Below are 21,215 nucleotides of genomic sequence, written 5' to 3'. Positions count from 1 at the left end.
GACCACGACATCGGACACTCCAAGCCAAAGAAACCGGTTTAAGACAAATTGCCAGCTATTTGTAAATCATAGCAAAACCACAAAAAAGGTCACAACTTAATCAAATTAAATCTGCACGCCAACGCCAGCAAAACGCAGATTCGCCCCACACACACGGCCGGCCAATGACAGCATCACCTGCAACATCAACAACCTGCGCAAAAAACAGTCACCAGAAGGCGAATCTGCAGGCATTGGTGCAACAGATTCGCGACTGGGCCCAAGAGCTGGGTTTTGCCGACCTGGGCATCACCGACGCAGATACCGGTGAGCACGCGGAGCGTCTTAAGCACTGGCTCGAACAGGGCTACCACGGCACCATGGATTACATGGCAAACCACGGCGACAAACGCTATACCCCGGCATCGCTGGTTCCGGGTACCGCGCGCGTCATTTCCGTGCGCATGGATTACCTGACGCTGCCCGACAATCCACAACAGGCGCTTCGCAATCGTGAAAACGCGTACATCAGCCGTTATACCTTGGGACGCGATTACCACAAGCTTATGCGGAAGCGCCTGGCGCAGCTGGCCAAACGTATCGACAGCGCCCTTGAAGGCCACCAGCATCGCGCCTTTGTGGACAGTGCTCCTGTGCTCGAACGCGCTCTGGCCCAGCGTGCCGGGCTGGGCTGGATTGGCAAAAACAACATGGTGATACACCCCAAAGCCGGCTCGTTCTTTTTCCTCGGGGAGATTTATACCAGCGCGCCCTTACCTGTAGACGCGCCCTTTACAACAGACCACTGCGGCAGCTGCTCGGCCTGCCTGCAGCTGTGCCCTACCGATGCATTTGTAGACGCGCACATGCTGGATGCGCGGCGCTGCATAAGCTATTTGACCATTGAATTGAAAGAGAGTATTCCGGAAGAGCTGCGCCCGCTAATGGGCAACCGGGTGTTTGGCTGCGACGACTGCCAGTTGGTGTGCCCGTGGAACAAGTTCAGCAAACATTCAGAGGAAGACGACTTCAAACCCCGCCACGGTCTGGATAACACGTCTCTGGCAGCGCTGATGATGTGGAGCGAAGAACAGTTTTTACAGCGTACAGAAGGCTCGGCTATTCGCCGCACCGGTTATCACGGCTGGTTGCGCAATCTGGCGGTCGGGCTGGGCAACGCCCCTACCACCATTCCAGTAATAGAAGCGCTGCGGGCGCGTCAGGATTACCCGTCTGAGATGGTACGCGAGCATGTGGAGTGGGCGCTGGCCCAACACGGCCTGGGGCCTTGAAAGGCAGCCGTTGCACTCTGAGCGCTCGTATGACTTGAGCGCATCAGAATTTAAACGATCTTACAGTTTGAAAAAGTGCTCGCGATAATGGCGCAGCTCGTTAATAGAATCGCGAATATCGTCCAGCGCCAAATGATGGCCCTGTTTCTTAACTCCATCCAGCACATCCGGGCGCCAACGCCGCGCCAGCTCTTTGATGGTAGACACATCCAGATTGCGGTAATGGAAGAACTCTTCCAGCTGCGGCATGTACTTGACCAGAAAGCGCCGGTCTTGGCCGATACTGTTGCCGCACAGAGGAGAATCACCCGGCTCCAGGTGTTCACGCAAAAACGCCAGGGTTTGCTGCTCGGCTTCGGCTTCGCTGATGCGACTGGCTTTTACCCGTTGGGTCAGACCACTTTCGCCGTGGGTACGGGTACACCATTCGTCCATCGCGCCCATCAGGGTGTCAGACTGATATACCGCAAGCACCGGGCCTTCGGCAATCAGATTGAGTTCGGAATCGGTAATCAGGGTAGCCATTTCGATAATGCGCTCCTGCTCCGGATCCAGACCTGTCATTTCCAAGTCAATCCAGACCAGGCGATTGCCCTTTGCCATCGGTATTTCTCCTGCGTGGTGCTAACGGTAAAATCCGGAATTTATCAGCGCAACAGTCGGTAGTGCAGTCGCTAAACCGATAGTATGCCAAGTAGTATGACAAATAATATGCCAATATGATGACACAGCAGCATTGAAACAACCCCCGAAACTTTACCCGGTTAATGAAAAATTTATGGCAAAACGGCGACTCAACAAACAGCAACAATGGCGTATCGAAAAAATTCAGGGCGAGCGGACAGCACGCGCCGCGCGCAAAGAAGAACAAGTAAAAGAGCAGGTCGATGCGGGTGAGTTAGGGCCGGAAGTTCAAGGTTTGATTATTGCGCACTATGGCCAGCAGCTGGACGTAGAAGCCCTTGAAGGCGAGCACCAAGGCACCGTTGTGCGCTGCTTTGTGCGCGCCAATATCGACAGCCTGGTCACCGGCGACAAAGTCATCTGGCGCTCCGGTAAAAATCTGACCGGAGTGATCGTCGCTCGCTGCGAACGCCTCAACCTGCTGCAACGGCCGGACAATTTCGGCGCGCTGAAACCGGTGGCGGCGAATATTGACTACATTATTCTGGTGATTGCCCCCGAGCCCGAGCCCCATGACAACCTGATTGACCGCTATCTGGTGGCGTCAGAAACCACTGACATTCCGGCCATATTACTGCTAAACAAGACCGACCTGATCAACGACAACAACCGCGGCGCCATAAACGCACTGCTGGCGCGCTATGAAGCACTGGGCTACCAGGTGGTTCGTACGTCTGCCACCCTGGCCGGCAACCAGCCACCGCCGGAAGTAGAAGCCCTGGTGAAAGATCGCACGACGGTATTTGTGGGCCAGTCTGGGGTGGGTAAATCGTCCATTATTCAAACCCTGTTGCCCGATGAAGAGCTGCGGGTGGGCGCAGTGTCGCAGAGCACCGGCAAAGGCATTCACACCACCACCACCGCCAAGCTGTTTCATTTGCCCATCGGTGGCGACCTGATTGACTCGCCGGGCATTCGCGAGTTCGGCCTGTGGCACATGACACCGCAAGAAATCGAGTACGGCTTCCGCGAAATTCGCGACCTGATGGGCTACTGCAAGTTCCGCAACTGCCGCCACGCCGGCGACCCCGGTTGCGCCATTGATGCCGCCGCGGAAGACGGCCGCCTGAGCCCGGAACGCAAAAGGAGTTTCCACCGCATTTTACAAGCTATGGCAGAGCAGCAGGCTCGCGGCCTAAAACTGGACCAACCCGGAACACGGTAGCGCCGTAAATCTTGTGCGTTAGGGTATAAACCTTTTGATGAAATGAGCCGTTTGTTCGACTTCGCGCCACCGTAGTTAAAGGATTTTTCTGATGATGGAAAAGCTGTTTGTTTTGAGCCAGTATCTTACGCCCCAGCTCCCACTCTCCCGTCTGGCTGGGCGCCTGGCTGACAGCACCGGTACGCCAGCCTTACGCCACCGCTTCATACGCTGGTTTATTAACCGCTATGGCGTAAACATGAACGAAGCTGAAAACAGTGACCCCGATGCATACGACAGCTTCAATGATTTTTTTACCCGAGCACTCAAGCCTGGTTTGCGACCCATTGAGGGTAACGAAAGCACGCTGGTTAGCCCGGTAGACGGTTGTGTCAGCCAGTTGGGCAATATAAGCGGGGGCCGCATTTTTCAGGCCAAGGGCCAATCGTTCAGCTTGCTGGAACTGTTAGGCGGCGATCAGCAACGGGCCGATATCTTTGCCGAAGGTGAATTCGCCACCATTTACCTGGCCCCCGGTGATTATCATCGGATTCACATGCCGATGGCCGGACAGTTGCGAGAAATGGTGCACGTGCCCGGCCGATTGTTCTCTGTAAATCCAGCTACAGCGGCCAGCGTGCCCAATCTATTTGCCCGCAATGAACGCGTCGTATGCATGTTTGATACCGCGGCCGGCCCAATGGCGCTGGTATTGGTAGGTGCAATGATTGTTGGCAGTGTGGAAACACCCTGGGCCGGCGTCGTGAAACCGGGAGCGGCGCCAGGCGATGGCGGTGTCAGCCAGAAAAGCTACAGCGGCGAGCAGGCCCTGAAGTTTGCACGGGGTGAGGAAGTGGGTCGCTTCCGCCTGGGATCCACAGTCGTGATGGTGATGCCAAAAGGCCGAGCGCAGTGGAATGATGCCCAAAAACCCGGAAAAAAAGTGCGGTTAGGCGAAGTTTTCGGCCAGGTCGAAGTTTGAAGTTGGCAGCTTGTACTTGAAAACTATCGCGCTCAAGCCTTGGCGAATGGGAAGGCCAGCACGTCATCAATCGAACTGACACCCAGCTTCAGCATCAACAACCGGTCCAGCCCCAGAGCAACGCCGGCGCAATCGGGAAAACCGCTGTCCATCGCGGCCAGAAAAGCGTCGTCTTGCTCCATGACTGTCTGGCCGCGAGCCTGACGCAGCCGGTTATCCGCTGCAAAACGCCGGCGCTGCTCACCCGCATCCGTCAGCTCCCAGTAGCCGTTACACAACTCCAGTCCATTAATATACAACTCAAAGCGATGAGCTACCGCGAAACCGCCAACCTGGCTGGTGCGCGCCAGCGAGGCCTGTGACGCCGGATACTGGTGGATGAACACCGGGCAATCCAGCCCTAATCGGGGCTCCACCGCAAAACTCATCAGCAAGTCCAGGCAGTCATCGCGACTCATACCCGCAAGCTGCTGCGGCTCCATCCATTGCCCGCAGCGGGCGTGCAGCTGCGCATCGGTGCAGGTGAACGGATCAATATGCGCCCAGCGGCGAAGCGCTTCGCGATAACTCAGAGTGTGCGGTCGCGGGCAGTCAAGCCAGGAACAGACCAAGTCCGCTACTTCGTTCATCAGGGTTTGGTCATCAAAGCCGCAGCGGTACCATTCCAGCATGGAAAATTCGGGGTTGTGCCGGCGCCCGCTTTCACCGTCGCGAAACACTTTTGTAACCTGGTAGATATCGCCACAGCCGGCGGCCAACAAGCGTTTCATGTGATATTCCGGGGAAGTCTGCAACCAACCGCCTTGGCGGCCCGCTGCGCTCACCCGGGCAGCAATACCGAGTAGATTGGGATCGGTGACGCCGCAGCGGCCAAGCACCGGGGTTTCAACCTCCAGCACTTGGCGCTGCGCAAAAAAGCCGCGCAAAAACGACAGTTGTTGTGCGCGGCCTTTCAGGGCTCGGCTGGCAGCGCTGGGCTGCCAGCTATCAGCGTTGCTCATGAGCGCCCTAGCTTTTAACCCGGTTCATATATTCACCGGTGCGAGTGTCTACTTTCAACACTTCACCAATGGTGATAAACAGCGGCACGGTAACCACAGCGCCAGTGGACAGAGTCGCCGGTTTGGACCCGCCCTGGGCGGTATCGCCTTTCATACCCGGATCGGTTTCGACTACTTCCAGCTCGACAAAATTCGGCGGCGTAATCGTCAGCGGAGCACCATTAAACAAAGTAACCGTGTAAACATCCTGTTCTTTCAGCCATTTAAGGGTATCACCCACGGCTTTTCCATCTGCCGCGTACTGCTCAAACGAACCATCGGTGAGCATGAAGTGCCAGAATTGACCGTCGGTGTACAGATATTCCATGTCCTGATCCATCACGTCTGCACCTTCCAGGCTTTCGTTAGACTTGAAGGTACGGTCCCACACCCGGTTGGTCATCAGGTTGCGAAGGCGCACCCGGCTGAAGCCCTGGCCTTTACCGGGTTTTACAAATTCGTTTTCCAGAATGATGCAGGGGTCGCCTTCAAACAAAACCTTAAGACCGCCGCGAAATTCGTTGGTAGAATATGAAGCCATGAAATGTCCACCTGCCAATAGGCTGTTCAGAATTTTAAGGCCGCTATGATACAGCGAACCCCCATACGTATAGAAGCCCGCGCTTACCCAGAGTCTGGGGAAAGTTCAGAGTCCGCCAGCTGGCAACAGATTTTAGCCAACTCCATCAACCGTCCGGCAGAGCTACTGGAACGCTTGGGGCTCTGCCCTGAACAATGGCTGGCCGGTGCCGATGCCGGGCACCTGCTGTTTTCGATACGGGTGCCCGAGCCTTTTTTGGCGCGCATGGAATATGGCAACCCCAACGACCCCTTGCTGCGTCAGGTACTGCCATTGGCCGACGAAACCCACACCCTGGCCGGATTTGTCGCCGACCCACTGGCCGAAACCGACGCCATGGTAACAACAGGACTGATCCGCAAATACAAAAGCCGTGCCCTGCTCATGGTGACGGGGCAGTGCGCCATTAATTGCCGCTACTGTTTTCGTCGCCACTTCCCCTATGACGAGCAACGGCTAAAACCGCAGGACCGCCAAACCGTGCTGGACACACTGGCAAACAGTCCGGAAATTAACGAAGTGATTTTGAGTGGTGGCGACCCCCTGGCCGCCAACGACAAATTACTGGCGCAATGGGCCCGGGCCCTGGAGCAGATCCCTCACCTACGCCGGCTGAGGATTCACACCCGGCTGCCGGTCGTGATTCCACAGCGGGTTTGCGATGCGCTTTTGCAATGGATTCGCGCTACCCGTTTGCGGGTGGTTGTGGTGCTTCATATCAACCATCCCGCGGAAATCGACCAAGCTACGGTTCAGGCCCTGCAGAGGTTAGCCGAGGCCGGTGTGACCCTGCTGAATCAGAGTGTTATCCTTCGCGGTGTGAATGACAGCGCCGATGTACTGGAACAACTTAGCGAGCGGCTATTCGATGCCGGTGTGCTACCCTATTACCTGCATGCGTTTGACCCTGTAGCAGGAGCTCACCATTTTGCAGTCCCGGACAGCGAGGCCAAAGCTCTAACACGTGAACTGCTTGAGCGCCTGCCAGGCTTTCTGGTACCGCGTTTGGTGCGCGAGTTACCCGGTGCTGGCAGCAAAACGCCTCTTGATTTGGAGTAAGGCGAAACAGCTTGTTTTGTAAAAATTTATCAACACGGCGGTTTTCGCTTCCCGTATTCGCTTTGCTGGCCTACATTACGTAGTGAATCTACACACTTTTCCCATGCGCACTGGCACTCACTATGGAAGGCACCTCTCTGAAACCAGATATCCGGGTACCGGAGCAAAAAACTGCGAGCCTTTCGTTCTGCGACACCACACCCAAAGCCTTCAAACAATGGATTGGGTTGTTGCCCATGGCCAACATTGGCGAAGTGTCGCGCCAGCTCTATCACGCCATTATTGAACTGAATCAGCTTTTTTTGCCGCCACAGCAGCGCTTGCAACTGCTTGAACTCATTCGCGGAAAAATCCACTTTGTGTGCGCAGAACTGTCCCGTCACTTCATTGGCACCGCGGTATCACTGCCGGAAAAGCAGCGCAAAATCGCCAATCTGGCGCAAGCCCTGCAATTACACCTTTCCGGCGGTTACAAACTCTGCGTGATGGAACTGTTGGATGCCGGCAACCCGGATAAAAACCGTAAGGTTCTCGCCACCGCCATTCACCGCAGCATTGCCGAGCTGTCCGGCACCATACTGCGGGCGTATCAGCTTTATTGCCCTCCCCCCCCAAACAGCTGGCTGGATTGTCATAAGTTTTACCGATTTGCGCTCGCACACCAGTTAAACGCCGTTGAAGTCGACGACGCCACTCTTGGCCGGCGCAATTCAAGCAGCATTGACGATGCCTACAAACGCATTTTATTGTTGGGTTGCGCTCGGCCTAATCAGTTGCGTCAAACGGAACTGAGCCAGCTTTTCACTCTGCTGGAACCCTTGACCGATCTGACAGATTTCGTGCCCGGCGCCCAAGGTGACAGCTTGTTTGTGGTCAATATGCGCGCAGACAAGTCGCCGGTATACCGCAGCCTGTTGGGCAACGCCGAAGAAGGCGACTTTTTCAGTTTTGACAGCCGCCACCTGTCGGCCCAAATTAACCAGGCCATTCAAACAGCTGATAGCAAAGAAGCGAGCGAACTGACGCTGCCGCAACATACCAGTGATGCTCTGCTGGTACACCTCATCCAGGCACTGGGCACTCTTGCCAAACGCAACTTCAACCGCATAACCAGCCATGGCAGCCTAGAGCTGTGTGTCGGGCTAACCGCCGTGCACTATTTTATGGCGGGACGCACAACCCTGAACGATTTCACCCGACAGCCCGAAGCGGAAGACACCGAAGACAACATGTTTATCCGCAGCTCCACTCAAAGAAACGACGCCTGGGCCGGCGCGCACGATGCCGGTAACAAAGACGAGGGCATGTTGGCCAGCAATGCTCCTATCAACTTCACCAGCGCCCGCACCCGTGCCAGTGCGGCACTCAAAAACGCGCCCCGTGCCTGTCGCGCAAAGATGGTCAATACCAGCCCTGGCGGCTTTTGCATTGCCTGGGACAGCCAAATACCCAGCAGCCTGCAAACAGGCGAAATTCTCGGCGTAAGGGAGCAAAGCTCACAACCCTGGAGTGTTGCCGTGGTTCGCTGGATTCGCCAGATTAAAAACGAGGGCACGCAGATTGGAATTGAACTACAGGCACCCAGGGCGACACCTTGCGCGGTGCGTCTGATCCAGAAACTGGGTAACAGTAGCGAGTACTTACGCGGGCTGATGCTGCCGGAAATCAGCGTCATTAACCAACCTGCCACGTTGATTGTGCCGCGGCTGCCCTTTCAATCTGGAAATCGTATTACCCTGCTGATTGATGATCAGGAAGAACAAGGCCAGTTGCTGAAAAAAATGACGGCAACCGGCAGCATCAACCAATTTGAAATAAAGCTTCAGAGCAGGCCTGACGCTAAAACCAGTGCCAATAGACCCGGTCCTGCTGCCAGCGAAGATGAATTTGATTCGCTCTGGCCCTCGCTGTAATACGCGTAAACTCTTTGTACCTGATTGCGTAACCATCGCTTGGTGTGTATTGACATAGCACCGCGTCCGCGCCGGACTTGTTATTACCCGGCAACCTCTTCATCATTCATACTCATCCAAGAGCCTGGCCTTGCCAGTGGCCCGGCTCCGTCAGTGTGCAGCACGAGATTGTCGAGCCATGCAGAAGAAAGCCTCCACCGTTCATATGCTTATTCTGGATCCGTCACTGAATGACGCAGAAAACCTGATCAGCCTGTTACGCAATTCCGGTCGCGCTACCCGGGCCCATCGCATTACCTCCGAGGAAGACCTCGAAGAGGCCCTCAAAAATGGCAACTGGGACATAGTGCTGGCGCGTGACATTGAACAGGAATGCCCGGTAGACGCCGCGTTAGCCATGTTGCGGAGGCTTGGCAAAGACATTCCTTTCATACTACTGACCGATGACTACGACACGGCCCGCGCCACGGCCGTTCTTAAAGCCGGCGGACAAGATACAGTACCTTACACCGAACAGGCGCTGCTGGTGCTGGTTGTAAATCGCGAACTGACGGACCTTGACGAGCGCCGCCGCCGCCGGCTTTTGGAATCTCACCTGCGCGAAGCCGAACAACGCTGCCAGCGCCTGCTGGAAAGCTCAAAAGACGCCATTGCCTATGTCATTGAAGGCATGCATGTTTACGCGAACGAATCCTATTTAGAGTTTCTGGGTTACGACGACATCGACGAGCTGATGTGTATCCCGGTTCTGGACACCCTCGGCAGCCAAAGCCAAGACGACTACCGCCAACTGATTAAAGGCTTTGCCAACCAAAGTAGCGAACGGGTGAGCCAAAAAGTAACTGCGCGGCGCAGTGACGGCCGCGAGCTGACGGCCAATATGCAGGCCTCGGCCGCCACCTTTGACGGCGAACGCTGCACCCAGATTGTGCTGCGACCGGAGCACAACGGCGAAGAACTGGAAGAAAAACTGAGGCAAATCAGTAATCAGGACCTGCTTACCGGCCTGTATAACCGCCCATTCTTCATGGCCTCGCTAGCGGAAGCTATTACCCAAGCCGGTGCCAGCAGCGAATCTGGCGCGCTGGCTTATATTTCATTAGATAATTTTGCGCCGCTGAAGCGGGACGTTGGCATTGCAGGCGTCGACTTTTTGCTGCGCGATTTAGCCACTCTGCTGCGCGAGCAGGTAGGTGCAGACATGACCTTGGCGCGCTTGGGCGACGACTCGTTCGCACTGCTGAACCTGCCCTACAGCGAAAATGACATGGTCCGCCTGGCACAGAAAATCTGTACAGCCATTGCGGGTTCGCTGTTCGATGTCGACGGCCATTCGGTGCAGCTCACGGTGAGTATCGGCGTTGCGGCCATCACCGAAACGGCGCCCAAAGCCGAAGAGTTGATGGCCCGCGCGCACCGCGCTTCAGCCGAACTAAAAAAACAGAACGAGCAAACCCACGGCAACGGCGTGCAGGTACACAATGCCGCCGAACACCGAATACTCAGCGATAACACCGCCATAGACGGCATACATCGTGCGCTGGACAACGATCAATTTCGCTTGCTATTCCAGCCAGTTATCAATTTGCGCGGGGAAAATGAGGAACACTACGAAGTTTACGTGCGTATGCTGGACGACAAAGGCGAAGAGGTTTCCCCCTACGATTTCTTACCACCCTTAGGGCCCACAGACACAGCTATGAAGGTTGACCGCTGGGTATTCTTGCAAGCCATAAAAAAACTGGTTGCGCATCGTGTGAAGGGCCAGAACACTCGGTTATTTCTGAACGTGACCGCCGAAACCCTGCACGATAAAACTTTCACACCCTGGCTCAGTGTGGCTCTGAAAGCTGCACGCCTGCCAGGTGACACGCTAATATTTCAGCTCCGCGAATGCGACGCCAATAATTTTACAAAACAGGCAAAGGACTTCGCAAAAGCCCTGCATCAGCTGCATTGCAAAGTGTCCATAACCCAGTTTGGCTGCGCCTTGAACCCGTTTCATGCGCTCAACCATATCGACACCGACTACGTTAAAATAGACGGCTCGTTTACCGAAGAGCTGCAGAATGATAACGACGCCCGCGAACATCTCAAGGAAATGGTACAATCACTACAAAGCGCCGGCAAGCTGTCGATTGTGCCGCTGGTAGAAAGCGCCGGCATACTGGCAACCCTGTGGCAGGCCGGGGTAAATTACATTCAGGGCTACTACTTACAACCGCCCACCCCCGAAATGACCTACGATTTCAGCGACAATTGATCCCCAGGCGCTCTTTCAGGCACTATTTCAGGCACTACTTATAGCCCCGTGTCATGGCTCCGTGGCGGTTGCACCTGTTGATTGGTTTCACTTTCACGAAAGCCAATCAGGTACAGAATGGCGTCTAACCCGAGCGTTGAAATGGCGTGGCGGGCAGATTCCTTCACCACGGGCTTGGCACGAAACGCCACGCCCAAGCCGGCTTCGCTGAGCATGGGCAAATCATTAGCGCCGTCACCCACTGCAATCACTTGTTCGTGGGAAATGCGTTCTTTTTTCGCAATTTCCAGCAGCAGTTCGGCCTTGCGCGCGCCGTCTACAATGGTGCCAGACACCTGGCCGGTTACCTTACCGTCCACAACCTCCAACTCGTTGGCATACACATAATCAATGCCCAGTTGGCGCTGAAGGTTGCGAGCGAAGTAGGTAAAGCCGCCCGACAGAATCGCAGTCCGGTAACCCAACGCCTTCAAGCTTCGAATCAGGTGTTCAGCGCCTTCTGTCATTTTCAGGCGCGCGGCAACCCTCTCCAGAACCGACTCATCCAAACCCTTCAGCAGCGCAAGACGCTCGGCAAAGCTCTGGCTGAAATCCAGCTCTCCGAGCATTGCACGCTCGGTAATAGCCGCCACCTGAGGCCCTACACCGGCCTCTAGCGCCAGTTCGTCAATCACCTCGGCTTCAATCAAGGTGGAGTCCATATCGAATACCACAAGGCGGCGGTTGCGGCGGAAAATAGAATCTTCCTGGAACGCAATATCCACATTCATCTTGCTGGCCAGATGCAGAAAGTCGGCTCTCAACTGTGCCAGATTATCTGGCGTGCCACGCACGGAAAATTCCACACAGGCAGTGCGATTTTCATCCACGTTCAGTGACGGCCGCGCCGACAGGCGCGTAATGTTGTCGATATTGAGCTGGTGCCGCGCGGTAATCGCCGACACCCGCGCAATCTGCTTAGCGGTTATGTCCCGCGCCAGCAAGGTTACAATGTAGCAGGCGCGGTTGCGGCCCTGGGCCCACTGCTGGTATTCCTCCGGTGTAATCGGCGCAAACCGCACCTGCAGATCCAAAGCGTGCAAGCGAAATAACAGATCGCGGATCACCGGTGACGAGTGCGACGCGTCAGGAATCTGGATCAGAATCCCCCACGTCAGGTAATCGTGAATCACCGCCTGGCCAATATCCAGAATGCGCACCTCGTACTGGCCCATGATACCGGTAATCTCGGAGGTCAGGCCGGGCTTGTCGCGCCCGGAAACGTTGATCAGAACCAGTTCACTCACTGTCTGCTTGCTCCTGTTGATGGGCCGCACCGGTTGCTGCCAATCCTCTACCCGCAACCCCGATACGGTCAACCCGCTGCAGGCCCCGTGGCAACTTGTGGCCGCGACGGCCACGCTCACCCAGATAATGCTCAAGATCGCTGAACTGAAGGCTCATTTTGCGTTTTCCGGCGTGGATCTCGAGCTGGTCGCTGCGGGCGAATACCGCCACCGCTACTACAAACTCTTCACGGGACTGCACCCGCGTCGAAGGAATACTGATCAACTTGTTGCCTTTGCCTTTAACCAGTTCCGGCAGTTCTGTGAGTGGGAACACCAACATCCGGCCTTCGTTAGACACCGCGGCCACGTATAGGGTTTCGCGACTTTCAGGCGCCATCACCGGCACCATCACCGGCTCCATAATGCGGGCACCCTTAGGCACACTGACCAGAGTCTTACCGTTGCGATTCTTGCTCAGCATGTCACCCAGCGAGGTTGCAAAGCCATAACCGCCATCGGTCACCAGCACCACCTTGCGCTGGCTGTCGCCCATCAGCAAGCCGCAGAATTGAGCGCCCGGCGGCGGGTTGACGTGCCCGCTCAGCGGTTCGCCCTGACCTCTCGCCGACGGCAGGCTGTGAGCCATCAGGGCGTATGCACGCCCGGTCGAGTCAAGAAAAATAACCTGCTGGTTATTGCGCCCGTGTGCCTGCAAAGAAAACTTGTCACCTGCCTTGTAACTCAGACCCAGCGGATCGATATCGTGGCCTTTGGCCGCTCGCACCCAGCCTTTTTCAGACAGCACAACCGTGACTGGATCGTTGGACACCAAGTCAATATTACTAAACGCCCGCGATTCACCACGCTCTACGATCGGTGACCGGCGGTCATCGCCGTAAGTTTCGGCATCTTGTTCCAATTCGGTTTTAATCAGCTTACGCAGCTTTTTCTCGGAGCCCAGAATGGATTGCAAGTGATCGCGCTCGGTGGCCAGTTCATCCTGCTCGCCACGAATTTTCATCTCTTCCAGCTTCGCCAGGTGGCGCAGCTTCAGCTCAAGAATTGCCTCGGCTTGGTCCGCCGACAACGAGAACCGAGCCATCAATTCGGCTTTAGGCTTGTCCTCATAGCGGATAATTTCGATCACTTCGTCCAGATTCAGATAAGCAATCAGCAGCCCTTCCAGCAGGTGGAGTCGGGCCAGCACTTTATCCAGCCGGTATTGCAGGCGTCTTATCACCGTGGCGCGGCGGAACGTAAGCCACTCGGTCAGCAGCTGCACCAGGCCTTTCACACCCGGGCGGCCATCGTTACCAATCACGTTGATATTCACCCGATAAGGCTTTTCCAGGTCGGTACTGGCAAACAGATGCGCCATCAGGCCTTCGTCGTCTACCCGGCCTGAACGGGGCACAATCACCAACCGGGTGGGGTTTTCGTGGTCTGATTCATCGCGCAAATCCGCCACCATGGGCAGCTTTTTGGCCTGCATCTGATGGGCAATCTGCTCCAGCACCCGGTTACCGGATACCTGATGGGGCAAGTCAGTGATTACCAGGTCGCCGCCTTCATTCACCCAGCGCGCACGCATGCGCAACGAACCGCGGCCGGTCTCGTACATTTGCAGCAGATCTTTACGCGGGGTAATAATTTCTGCCCGAGTAGGGTAATCCGGGCCCTGGATGTATTCGCACAGCTGTTCTACCGTGGCATCCGGCGCGTCCAGCAGGTGAATACAAGCAGCCGTCACTTCGCGCACGTTGTGGGGCGGTATGTCGGTCGCCATACCCACGGCTATGCCCGTGGTGCCATTAAGCAACACATGGGGCAAGCGCGCCGGCAGTATCGAAGGCTCGTCCATGGTGCCGTCAAAATTGGGCACCCAGTCAGCCGTACCCTGGCCCAGTTCGCTGAGCAGCACGTCGGCGAAGCGCGCCAAACGCGATTCGGTATAGCGCATGGCAGCAAACGATTTGGGGTCGTCTGGCGAGCCCCAGTTACCCTGACCATCCACCAGCGGGTAGCGATATGAAAATGGCTGCGCCATCAACACCATGGCTTCGTAACAGGCGCTGTCGCCGTGGGGGTGGAATTTACCCAGCACGTCGCCCACGGTGCGCGCAGACTTTTTGTATTTGGACGTCGATTTCAGGCCCAGTTCCGACATGGCGTAAATAATGCGCCGTTGAACCGGCTTAAGCCCGTCACCGACATTGGGAAGAGCCCGATCAAGAATGACGTACATGGAGTAGTCAAGATAGGCTTTTTCCGTATAGTCCCTGAGCGCAACCCGCTCAAAGCCCTCATCCGTTGTCTGAAACTCTGGCATGGATGCCTCTTTTGCCTGAATTATCTGAAGGAAACACAAAGCTGCCGGCGCCTTGCGCGGTCAGTCTGGAACCGCACATTATATGGAGCCGGCGGCAGATACACCAATTCCAATAGCGGAATTCCCGAATGGAGCGTTTTCCGTAACCATCGTATGCTTCGCATTAGTAATAGAAGACCGTTTTTTCTTTCACCTAAGCGGACCACTATGAAGCCAAACCTAAAAGCCTGCGGGCAAGCCATGATGACTGCGTTGGCTAATGCAGTGCTAGCGTTAGTGTTGATGCTGTTGGTGGAGTTTGCTATCAGCGGAAGTTTCCGCGTTCCGGCGGCGTATCTGTGGGCCGGCCTGGTGATATGGCTGGTTATTTTTGTCGGCCAGTTCTGGCGTATGCGTCATCTCTGCCAATGCAGTGAATCGCGCCACAACAAAGCCTGAGCTCGCTCAATATGCGCTTGAAAAAAACGGCGGAGCTACACAGCTCCTCCTTTTTTTTTACGCCGATTCGTCGTTCCCGCCATTTGGGGATTACTGGCGAATGCCTTCCACTGAGATTTCAAGAGTAACAATCTCGGACGCAGGCCCCAAATTGGTAGGAATACCAAAATCAGTAAGCCGTAACTCGGTTTCAGCTTCAAAGCCCATGCGGTAGCCACCCCAGGGATCCGCGCCGTGACCAATCATTTCCGCATCCAGCACTACTTCACGGGTAACACCGCGTAGAGTCAGGTCGCCCACAATGTCGGCTTCTCCTTCTTCGTCCAGGCGGATCCCGGTGCTTTTAAACGTCGCTTGCGGGAACTCACCGGTAGAAAGGAAATCTTCACTCCGGATGTGCTTGTCGCGTTCGGCGTGGTTACTATCAACACTGACGGTATCAATAGACACCGTTACCGAGCTGTTCTGCGGATTTTCGGCGTCGTACACAAACTGACCATCAAAATCATTAAAGCGCCCGTAAAGCCAGCTGTAACCCAAGTGTGAAATACGGAAATTAATGGACTGATGAGCGCCCACTTTATCAAAAGCGTAGGTGCCCGAGTGGTCCGCCGCCTGAGCGCCACCGACCAAAACCAGAGACACCGCCGATGCTAAAAATAATCGTTTCATAAGAGAGTTCTCGTTAATTAAAAGCCAGTGCGGGACATCTTTAGCGTCCCAGCATACGTCGCAAAGTATTGTCTCGGTCGATAACATGATGTTTGAGTGCACCAAGCGCATGAATACCCGCTAACACGACGACACTCAAGGTTACCCAATAATGCACCACACCCGCGGTGTCTTCCATGCCCTTGATGCGACCCGTGATGGAGGGCACATCAAACCAGCCAAACACGCTCACCGACGAGCCGTCAGCGGTAGAAATCAGGTAGCCGCTGACCATGGCAACAAACAGCAGCAGATACAACAAACCATGGACCAGGTGCGCCGCGACAACCTCCCAACGCCGATGACCTGGCACCGGCTCCGGCCGCGGGTTCATCAGGCGCCACACAACCCGCAACAGCATGGCAGTAAACAACAACACGCCAACACTGCGATGAATGTCCGGCCCCTGTTTGTACCAGGCGTCGTAATAAGTAAGGCCGACCATCCAATAACCCAAGCCAAACATACCCGCCACGGTTAAGGCCACCAACCAGTGCAGAAACACCGCCACCAGGCCGTAAGTCCCTTGACTGTTATGCAGCTGCATAGCGCTTCACGCTCCTTTTCCTACATAAGTCATTTGCCGTATAGGGCATTTACGGATTGTTCAAAAATAGCGCAACGCTATGATAACCATATTGCATATCAATCAACAAAAAAGGACGCTTTATTATGGAACTTGAATTCGACGAACACGTAGTTGTACCTAGCAATAACTAACAGTTGTACCCAGCAATAATTAAAGGCAACGCCAACACTGCAACGGCTCACGCCGGGTAAGTTGTTACGACTTCGCTGATTTCCCAGAACCCTTCGTAAAAGAAGCTGGCCCGGAAAATCAGCGAAGTCGTTTTGCTTTTGGTGGGCCTATTTTCCCAGGTTTATACCGGAACATCCGCCATATTACCGTAAGCTTCCAGCCAGGCACGCCGGTCGGGCGCCCGTTTTTTACCCAATAACATGTCCATACAGCTGTCGGTGTCGTCACCGTCTGCAATGGTCAGCATCACCAGCCTGCGGGTATCCGGCGCCATGGTGGTTTCGCGCAACTGCAGCGGGTTCATCTCACCCAAGCCTTTAAAACGCGTGACCGACACTTTTCCGCGGCTATTCTCTGCCGCCAGGCGGTCGATAATGCCCTTTTTTTCCGATTCATCAAGGGCGTAGAAGGTCTGCTTGCCAAGATCTACGCGGTACAGCGGCGGCATAGCCACAAACACGTGGCCGGCGGCAACCACCGGCCGAAAGTGCTTCACAAATAGCGCGCACAACAGCGTGGCGATGTGCAGCCCGTCGGAGTCGGCATCGGCCAGAATACACACTTTGTTGTAGCGCAAACCGGCCAGCTCGTTTGAACCCGGGTCTACCCCGATGGCCACGGCAATGTCGTGAATTTCCTGGGACGCCAGCACTTCGCTGGAATCCACTTCCCAGGTATTCAGAATTTTACCTTTCAAGGGCATAACGGCCTGAAATTGGCGGTCCCGGGCCTGCTTCGCCGAGCCGCCGGCGGAATCACCCTCTACCAAAAACAATTCCGACCGGGCCGTGTCACTGCCCGAGCAATCCGCCAGCTTGCCTGGTAGCGCAGGGCCCGAGGTAATTCGTTTACGGGCTACTTTTTTACTGGCTTTCAGGCGGCGCTGGGCGTTGCTGATAAAAAGCTCGGCCAGTATTTCGGCGATGTCGGTGTGCTGATTCAACCACAAACTGAAGGCGTCTTTCACCACTCCGGAAATAAACGCGGCAGCCTGACGTGATGACAGGCGCTCTTTGGTCTGGCCGGAAAACTGTGGCTCCTGCATCTTGAATGACAGCACATAAACTACCCGTTCCCAAATATCCTCAGGTGACAACTTAATGCCACGGGGCAGCAGGCTGCGAAACTCACAAAAGTCGCGCATGGCTTCTAGCAAGCCCGTGCGCAGACCGTTGACGTGGGTGCCGCCCTGAGCGGTTGGAATAAGGTTAACGTAGCTTTCGGCAACGGCGTCACCGCCGTCAGGCAGCCACTGGATGGCCCAGTCCACAGTTTCTGTATTGCCAGAAAAACTGCCAGTAAACGGCTCAAGAGGCACCACTTCACTGCCCGCCAGGGAAATGCGCAAATAGTCTCGCAGGCCGTCTTGATAACACCATTCGTCTTTCTCACCGGTTTTTTCCTGGCTAAAGGTCACCGTTAACCCGGGACACAAAACCGCCTTGGCGCGTAAATTGTGGCGCAGGCGGCTGACCGAGAAATTGGCCGAGTCGAAATACTTAGTGTCCGGTGTAAATTTAAGCCGGGTACCAGTATTGCGCTTTCCGCAGCTGTCGACGACCTCCAGCTCAGTCACTTTATCGCCGTTGGCGAACGTCATCCGATGTACCTGACCGTTGCGCCGAATAAGCACTTCCAGATGGGTCGACAGCGCGTTGACCACCGACACGCCAACTCCGTGCAAACCACCGGAAAAACTGTAGTTACCTTCGGAAAACTTACCGCCGGCGTGCAGCCGCGACAGAATCAGCTCTACCCCCGGCACACCTTCTTCCTTGTGCATGTCCACCGGCATGCCCCGGCCATCGTCTTCCACGCTCAGTGAGCCGTCGTTGTACAGCACGACATCGATACGCTTTGCATGGCCGGCCAGAGCCTCGTCCACGCTGTTATCGACCACTTCCTGGGCAAGATGATTGGGGCGGCTGGTGTCGGTGTACATCCCCGGCCTTTTTCGCACCGGGTCCAAACCGCTTAGAACTTCAATGGCATCGGCGTTGTAAGTTTGCTCGCTCATAGGCGGGGTAAAGCTCCGAATGGGAAATAGTGGGCCGCGGCCTAGCTTAGAGAATCAGCAGCAAAGTTCAACGGCTGTTTAACACCGCCAAGCTACAAGGACTCAGAACCCAACTTTAAGGACCACCTTACCAGTAGCACGACGCTCAGTCAGGGCACCAAGGGCCTTGGCGTAATCCTCAAACTCGAAAACCTCGCTGATTTTCGGATCAATTTTACCCTCGGCGTAGAGCTTCATCAGCTCCATCATGTTCTGGGCACTCGCTTCCGGCTCTCGCTGGGTAAAGCTGCCCCAGAACACACCGACGACAGAGCAGCCTTTCAATAGCGTCAAGTTCGCTGGAATTTTCGGGATATCGCCCGTGGCAAAACCAATAATCAGATGGCGGCCGTTCCAGGCCATGGCTCGCAGTGCCTGCTCCGTGTAATCACCACCCACGGGGTCGTAAATTACATCCACGCCCTTGCTGTTGGTCAGGCGCTTTATGGCGTCTTTAAGGGGCTCTTCCGTGTAATTGATCAACTCATCCGCACCCGCGGCTTCGGCAACTGCAAGCTTCTGTGCTGAACTGGCGGCAGCAATCACACGGGCACCCATGGCCTTGCCCAATTCAACCGTTGCCCGCCCTACACCACCGCTGGCGCCCAGAACAAGAAGACTTTCCCCAACCTGAATGTTCGCGCGCTGCTTAAGAGCGTAATAGGACGTGCCGTAAACCATCATAAATGCAGCGGCTTTTTCGTCACTCATGCCGTCTGGCAAAAGCAACACGTTATGCTCAGGCACAATCACTTCCTCAGCAAAAGCGCCATAGCCGGTCAAGCCCGCAACCCGATCGCCGACCTTAAAACGAGTGACTTTTTCTCCCACTGCAATCACTTCACCCGACATTTCGCCGCCCGGAGAAAACGGCAAGGTCGGCTTGAGCTGGTATTTCCCTTCGATAATAAGCGTATCAGGAAAGTTAAGGCCCGCTGCTTTTACGCGCACTTTAACACCGCGGCCTTTCGCTACAGGGCTCGGCACATCTTCAATCACGAGCGTGTCAGCAGGGCCGTATTCTTTGCAGAGAATGGCTTTCACAGAGACTCCTGTAATGATGTCATTGCATGATTCTGACAGGGCAAAATTATACCCCTGATGGTTGCCATCAAGCTAAACACAGTCCATCTATGAAGCAAATAAATCTTTCTTATTCGTCTGAATAAAAACGACTTATAGCCTGCACGAGGACTAGAGGCTTTATAAATGAACTGGCCACCCTTTCCTCAGGCTAATAAGTTGCTGGTTCCAACCGGAACTGTGGGCAAAATCAATCATCCCTTGGCCTGAGAGCCGTCAGGCGTTAACATTGCCGTTTTTTAAGCAGCCCGATTTTTCCAATCAGCCCGACTTTCGAAACCCCAGCATCTGTGAGGCAGACCCCCGTCATGCTTGAACGATTGTTTAAACTCCAGGCCCACGGCACCAACGTTCGTAAAGAAGTCGTTGCCGGTATTACCACCTTTTTAACCATGGCCTACATCATCGTGGTTAACCCCAGCATTCTGTCATCCACAGGTATGGACTTTGGCGCGGTGTTCGTCGCCACCTGCCTGGCGGCGGTTGTTGGCACACTGATTATGGGCCTGTGGGCAAACTACCCGATTGCCCTTGCACCGGGCATGGGCCTGAACGCATTTTTCTCGTTCACCGTGGTTGGCAGCATGGGATACACCTGGCAAGTGGCTCTTGGCGCTGTGTTTCTGTCGGGTTTGATATTCTTTGCGCTGAGTATTTTTAAAGTGCGGGAGTGGATCATCAACTCCATACCATTGTCTTTGCGCTTTGGCATTTCTGCCGGTATCGGTTTTTTTCTGGCGTTGATTGCCCTGAAAAACGCCGGCATTATCGTCGATCACCCAGCTACCCTGGTGGGTATGGGCGACGTCAAGGCGGCCGAGAGTCTGCTGTTTTTTGGCGGTTTTATTTTAATTTGCGCGCTGTCGTTCCGCCGCGTTACCGGCGCGGTGATGATCGGCATTATTGCGGTCACCCTGGTAGCGTTGGCTACCGGCATGATTGAATACAACGGCCTGTTTTCAGCACCGCCCAGCTTGGCCCCCACCTTCATGCAGCTAGACCTGGCTGGCGCGTTTAACGTCGGCATGATCAGCGTTATTTTTGCCTTTCTGTTTGTTGATCTGTTTGACACCTCTGGCACCCTGATCGGCGCCGCCCAACGTGGCGGCCTGCTGGACGAAAATGGCAAACTGCCACGTCTGGGCCGCGCGCTCATGTCAGACTCCGTGGCCACCATGTCGGGTGCTGTTCTGGGCACATCTACCACCACCAGCTATGTGGAATCCACCGCCGGTATCGCCGCAGGTGGTCGCACCGGCCTGACGGCAGTGGTTGTCGCCGGCCTGTTCGCCGCGTGTCTGGTGCTGGCGCCCCTTGCCAGCATCGTCCCTGCCTACGCCACCGCTCCGGCGCTGTTGTACGTCGCGGTGCTAATGGCCAGTGGACTAAAGCTGATCGACTGGGACGATGTGACCGACGCTGCACCAGCGGTTGTCACCGCGCTGATGATGCCGCTGACGTTCTCGATTGCTAACGGCATCGCTCTAGGCTTTATCACCTACGCGGTATTGAAAGCCCTGAGCGGTCGTTGGTCTGATCTCAATCTGAGCGTGATTGTTATCGCTCTGGTGTTTATTCTTAAATTCATTTTCCTGGATGTCGCGTAAGCGGCGCCCGGGAGTAAGGCAGGGGTT

The 21,215-nt window shown here is 55.3% G+C and carries 17 protein-coding genes; 8 read left to right on the top strand and 9 right to left on the bottom strand.

The genetic code is table 11. The features are described from left to right. Nucleotides 1-164 precede the first annotated feature (164 nt). A complete protein-coding gene (gene queG, locus MIH18_RS19625; RefSeq protein ID WP_249005633.1) occupies nt 165-1,271 on the top strand; it encodes a tRNA epoxyqueuosine(34) reductase QueG in 1,107 nt (368 codons plus the stop codon). A gap of 60 nt (nt 1,272-1,331) precedes the next feature. On the opposite strand, the gene orn is transcribed toward queG, so the two are convergent. Then, nucleotides 1,332-1,874 (bottom strand): oligoribonuclease, encoded by a 543-nt coding sequence (gene orn, locus MIH18_RS19620; RefSeq protein WP_249005634.1) that lies wholly within the window; start codon nt 1,872-1,874, stop codon nt 1,332-1,334. Nucleotides 1,875-2,049: 175 nt separating this feature from the next. On the opposite strand from orn, the gene rsgA reads away from it, so the two are divergent. Both rsgA and asd read left to right on the top strand, forming a co-directional pair. Further along, nucleotides 2,050-3,120 carry a small ribosomal subunit biogenesis GTPase RsgA gene (rsgA, locus tag MIH18_RS19615; protein WP_249013291.1) on the top strand — a complete coding sequence of 357 codons (1,071 nt, stop codon included), beginning with the start codon at nt 2,050-2,052 and terminating at the stop codon, nt 3,118-3,120. 91 nt (nt 3,121-3,211) lie between these two features. Then, the gene (gene asd / locus MIH18_RS19610) at nt 3,212-4,081 is read left to right on the top strand and encodes an archaetidylserine decarboxylase (RefSeq protein ID WP_249005636.1); all 870 of its coding nucleotides are present in this window, start codon (nt 3,212-3,214) and stop codon (nt 4,079-4,081) included. Between the two features lie 32 nt (nt 4,082-4,113). Here asd and epmA read toward each other — a convergent pair whose 3' ends face one another. Both epmA and efp read right to left on the bottom strand, forming a co-directional pair. Then, nucleotides 4,114-5,082, bottom strand: a complete 969-nt coding sequence (gene epmA / locus MIH18_RS19605) for an EF-P lysine aminoacylase EpmA (protein ID WP_249013290.1) — start codon at nt 5,080-5,082, stop codon at nt 4,114-4,116. A 7-nt stretch (nt 5,083-5,089) separates the two neighbouring features. Continuing rightward, complete coding sequence (gene efp, locus MIH18_RS19600) at nt 5,090-5,662, bottom strand: elongation factor P (protein WP_249013289.1); 573 nt, start codon at nt 5,660-5,662, stop codon at nt 5,090-5,092. 45 nt (nt 5,663-5,707) lie between these two features. On the opposite strand from efp, the gene epmB reads away from it, so the two are divergent. From epmB to MIH18_RS19585, 3 genes are all read left to right on the top strand, one after another. Then, entirely contained in the window at nt 5,708-6,760 is a 1,053-nt protein-coding gene (gene epmB, locus MIH18_RS19595; RefSeq protein ID WP_249013288.1) for an EF-P beta-lysylation protein EpmB, read from the top strand. A gap of 122 nt (nt 6,761-6,882) precedes the next feature. Next, complete coding sequence (locus tag MIH18_RS19590) at nt 6,883-8,673, top strand: GTPase (RefSeq protein ID WP_249005640.1); 1,791 nt, start codon at nt 6,883-6,885, stop codon at nt 8,671-8,673. Between the two features lie 178 nt (nt 8,674-8,851). Next, nucleotides 8,852-10,936, top strand: coding sequence for an EAL domain-containing protein (locus MIH18_RS19585; protein ID WP_249005641.1), 2,085 nt, complete (start codon nt 8,852-8,854; stop codon nt 10,934-10,936). 38 nt (nt 10,937-10,974) lie between these two features. Here the strand turns inward: MIH18_RS19585 and serB are convergent, their stop codons facing one another. Both serB and parC read right to left on the bottom strand, forming a co-directional pair. After that, nucleotides 10,975-12,222, bottom strand: a complete 1,248-nt coding sequence (serB, locus tag MIH18_RS19580; protein WP_249005642.1) for a phosphoserine phosphatase SerB — start codon at nt 12,220-12,222, stop codon at nt 10,975-10,977. Beyond that, a complete protein-coding gene (gene parC / locus MIH18_RS19575) occupies nt 12,215-14,533 on the bottom strand; it encodes a DNA topoisomerase IV subunit A (RefSeq protein WP_249005643.1) in 2,319 nt (772 codons plus the stop codon). Before parC ends, serB begins: the two co-directional genes overlap by 8 nt. Before the next feature lie 207 nt (nt 14,534-14,740). Between parC and MIH18_RS19570 the strand changes: the two genes are divergently transcribed. Continuing rightward, nucleotides 14,741-14,971, top strand: coding sequence for a hypothetical protein (locus MIH18_RS19570; RefSeq protein WP_249005644.1), 231 nt, complete (start codon nt 14,741-14,743; stop codon nt 14,969-14,971). A 90-nt stretch (nt 14,972-15,061) separates the two neighbouring features. On the opposite strand, the gene MIH18_RS19565 is transcribed toward MIH18_RS19570, so the two are convergent. The 4 genes from MIH18_RS19565 to MIH18_RS19550 form a co-directional block, all read right to left on the bottom strand. After that, the gene (locus MIH18_RS19565) at nt 15,062-15,643 is read right to left on the bottom strand and encodes a YceI family protein (protein WP_249005645.1); all 582 of its coding nucleotides are present in this window, start codon (nt 15,641-15,643) and stop codon (nt 15,062-15,064) included. A 40-nt stretch (nt 15,644-15,683) separates the two neighbouring features. Continuing rightward, complete coding sequence (locus MIH18_RS19560) at nt 15,684-16,229, bottom strand: cytochrome b (protein WP_249005646.1); 546 nt, start codon at nt 16,227-16,229, stop codon at nt 15,684-15,686. A gap of 334 nt (nt 16,230-16,563) precedes the next feature. Next, complete coding sequence (gene parE / locus MIH18_RS19555) at nt 16,564-18,459, bottom strand: DNA topoisomerase IV subunit B (RefSeq protein ID WP_249005647.1); 1,896 nt, start codon at nt 18,457-18,459, stop codon at nt 16,564-16,566. 102 nt (nt 18,460-18,561) lie between these two features. Beyond that, the gene (locus MIH18_RS19550; protein WP_249013287.1) at nt 18,562-19,542 is read right to left on the bottom strand and encodes an NADPH:quinone oxidoreductase family protein; all 981 of its coding nucleotides are present in this window, start codon (nt 19,540-19,542) and stop codon (nt 18,562-18,564) included. 347 nt (nt 19,543-19,889) lie between these two features. On the opposite strand from MIH18_RS19550, the gene MIH18_RS19545 reads away from it, so the two are divergent. Continuing rightward, complete coding sequence (locus MIH18_RS19545) at nt 19,890-21,188, top strand: NCS2 family permease (protein ID WP_249005649.1); 1,299 nt, start codon at nt 19,890-19,892, stop codon at nt 21,186-21,188. Nucleotides 21,189-21,215 lie beyond the last annotated feature (27 nt).

The sequence above is a fragment of the Marinobacter sp. M3C genome (assembly GCF_023311895.1).
Classification (GTDB): Bacteria; Pseudomonadota; Gammaproteobacteria; order Pseudomonadales; family Oleiphilaceae; genus Marinobacter.
This window is presented reverse-complemented; position numbering and strand designations above follow the sequence as displayed.

Excerpts from the sequence above, each read along its gene's own strand:
- parC (WP_249005643.1), bottom strand. The coding sequence starts at position 14,533 with ATGCCAGAGTTTCAGACAACGGATGAGGGCTTTGAGCGGGTTGCGCTC.
- MIH18_RS19585 (WP_249005641.1), top strand. The coding sequence starts at position 8,852 with ATGCAGAAGAAAGCCTCCACCGTTCATATGCTTATTCTGGATCCGTCA.
- MIH18_RS19570 (WP_249005644.1), top strand. The coding sequence starts at position 14,741 with ATGAAGCCAAACCTAAAAGCCTGCGGGCAAGCCATGATGACTGCGTTG.
- orn (WP_249005634.1), bottom strand. The coding sequence starts at position 1,874 with ATGGCAAAGGGCAATCGCCTGGTCTGGATTGACTTGGAAATGACAGGT.
- rsgA (WP_249013291.1), top strand. The coding sequence starts at position 2,050 with ATGGCAAAACGGCGACTCAACAAACAGCAACAATGGCGTATCGAAAAA.
- asd (WP_249005636.1), top strand. The coding sequence starts at position 3,212 with ATGATGGAAAAGCTGTTTGTTTTGAGCCAGTATCTTACGCCCCAGCTC.
- MIH18_RS19545 (WP_249005649.1), top strand. The coding sequence starts at position 19,890 with ATGCTTGAACGATTGTTTAAACTCCAGGCCCACGGCACCAACGTTCGT.
- MIH18_RS19560 (WP_249005646.1), bottom strand. The coding sequence starts at position 16,229 with ATGCAGCTGCATAACAGTCAAGGGACTTACGGCCTGGTGGCGGTGTTT.
- MIH18_RS19590 (WP_249005640.1), top strand. The coding sequence starts at position 6,883 with ATGGAAGGCACCTCTCTGAAACCAGATATCCGGGTACCGGAGCAAAAA.
- efp (WP_249013289.1), bottom strand. The coding sequence starts at position 5,662 with ATGGCTTCATATTCTACCAACGAATTTCGCGGCGGTCTTAAGGTTTTG.
- MIH18_RS19565 (WP_249005645.1), bottom strand. The coding sequence starts at position 15,643 with ATGAAACGATTATTTTTAGCATCGGCGGTGTCTCTGGTTTTGGTCGGT.
- epmA (WP_249013290.1), bottom strand. The coding sequence starts at position 5,082 with ATGAGCAACGCTGATAGCTGGCAGCCCAGCGCTGCCAGCCGAGCCCTG.
- queG (WP_249005633.1), top strand. The coding sequence starts at position 165 with ATGACAGCATCACCTGCAACATCAACAACCTGCGCAAAAAACAGTCAC.
- parE (WP_249005647.1), bottom strand. The coding sequence starts at position 18,459 with ATGAGCGAGCAAACTTACAACGCCGATGCCATTGAAGTTCTAAGCGGT.
- epmB (WP_249013288.1), top strand. The coding sequence starts at position 5,708 with ATGATACAGCGAACCCCCATACGTATAGAAGCCCGCGCTTACCCAGAG.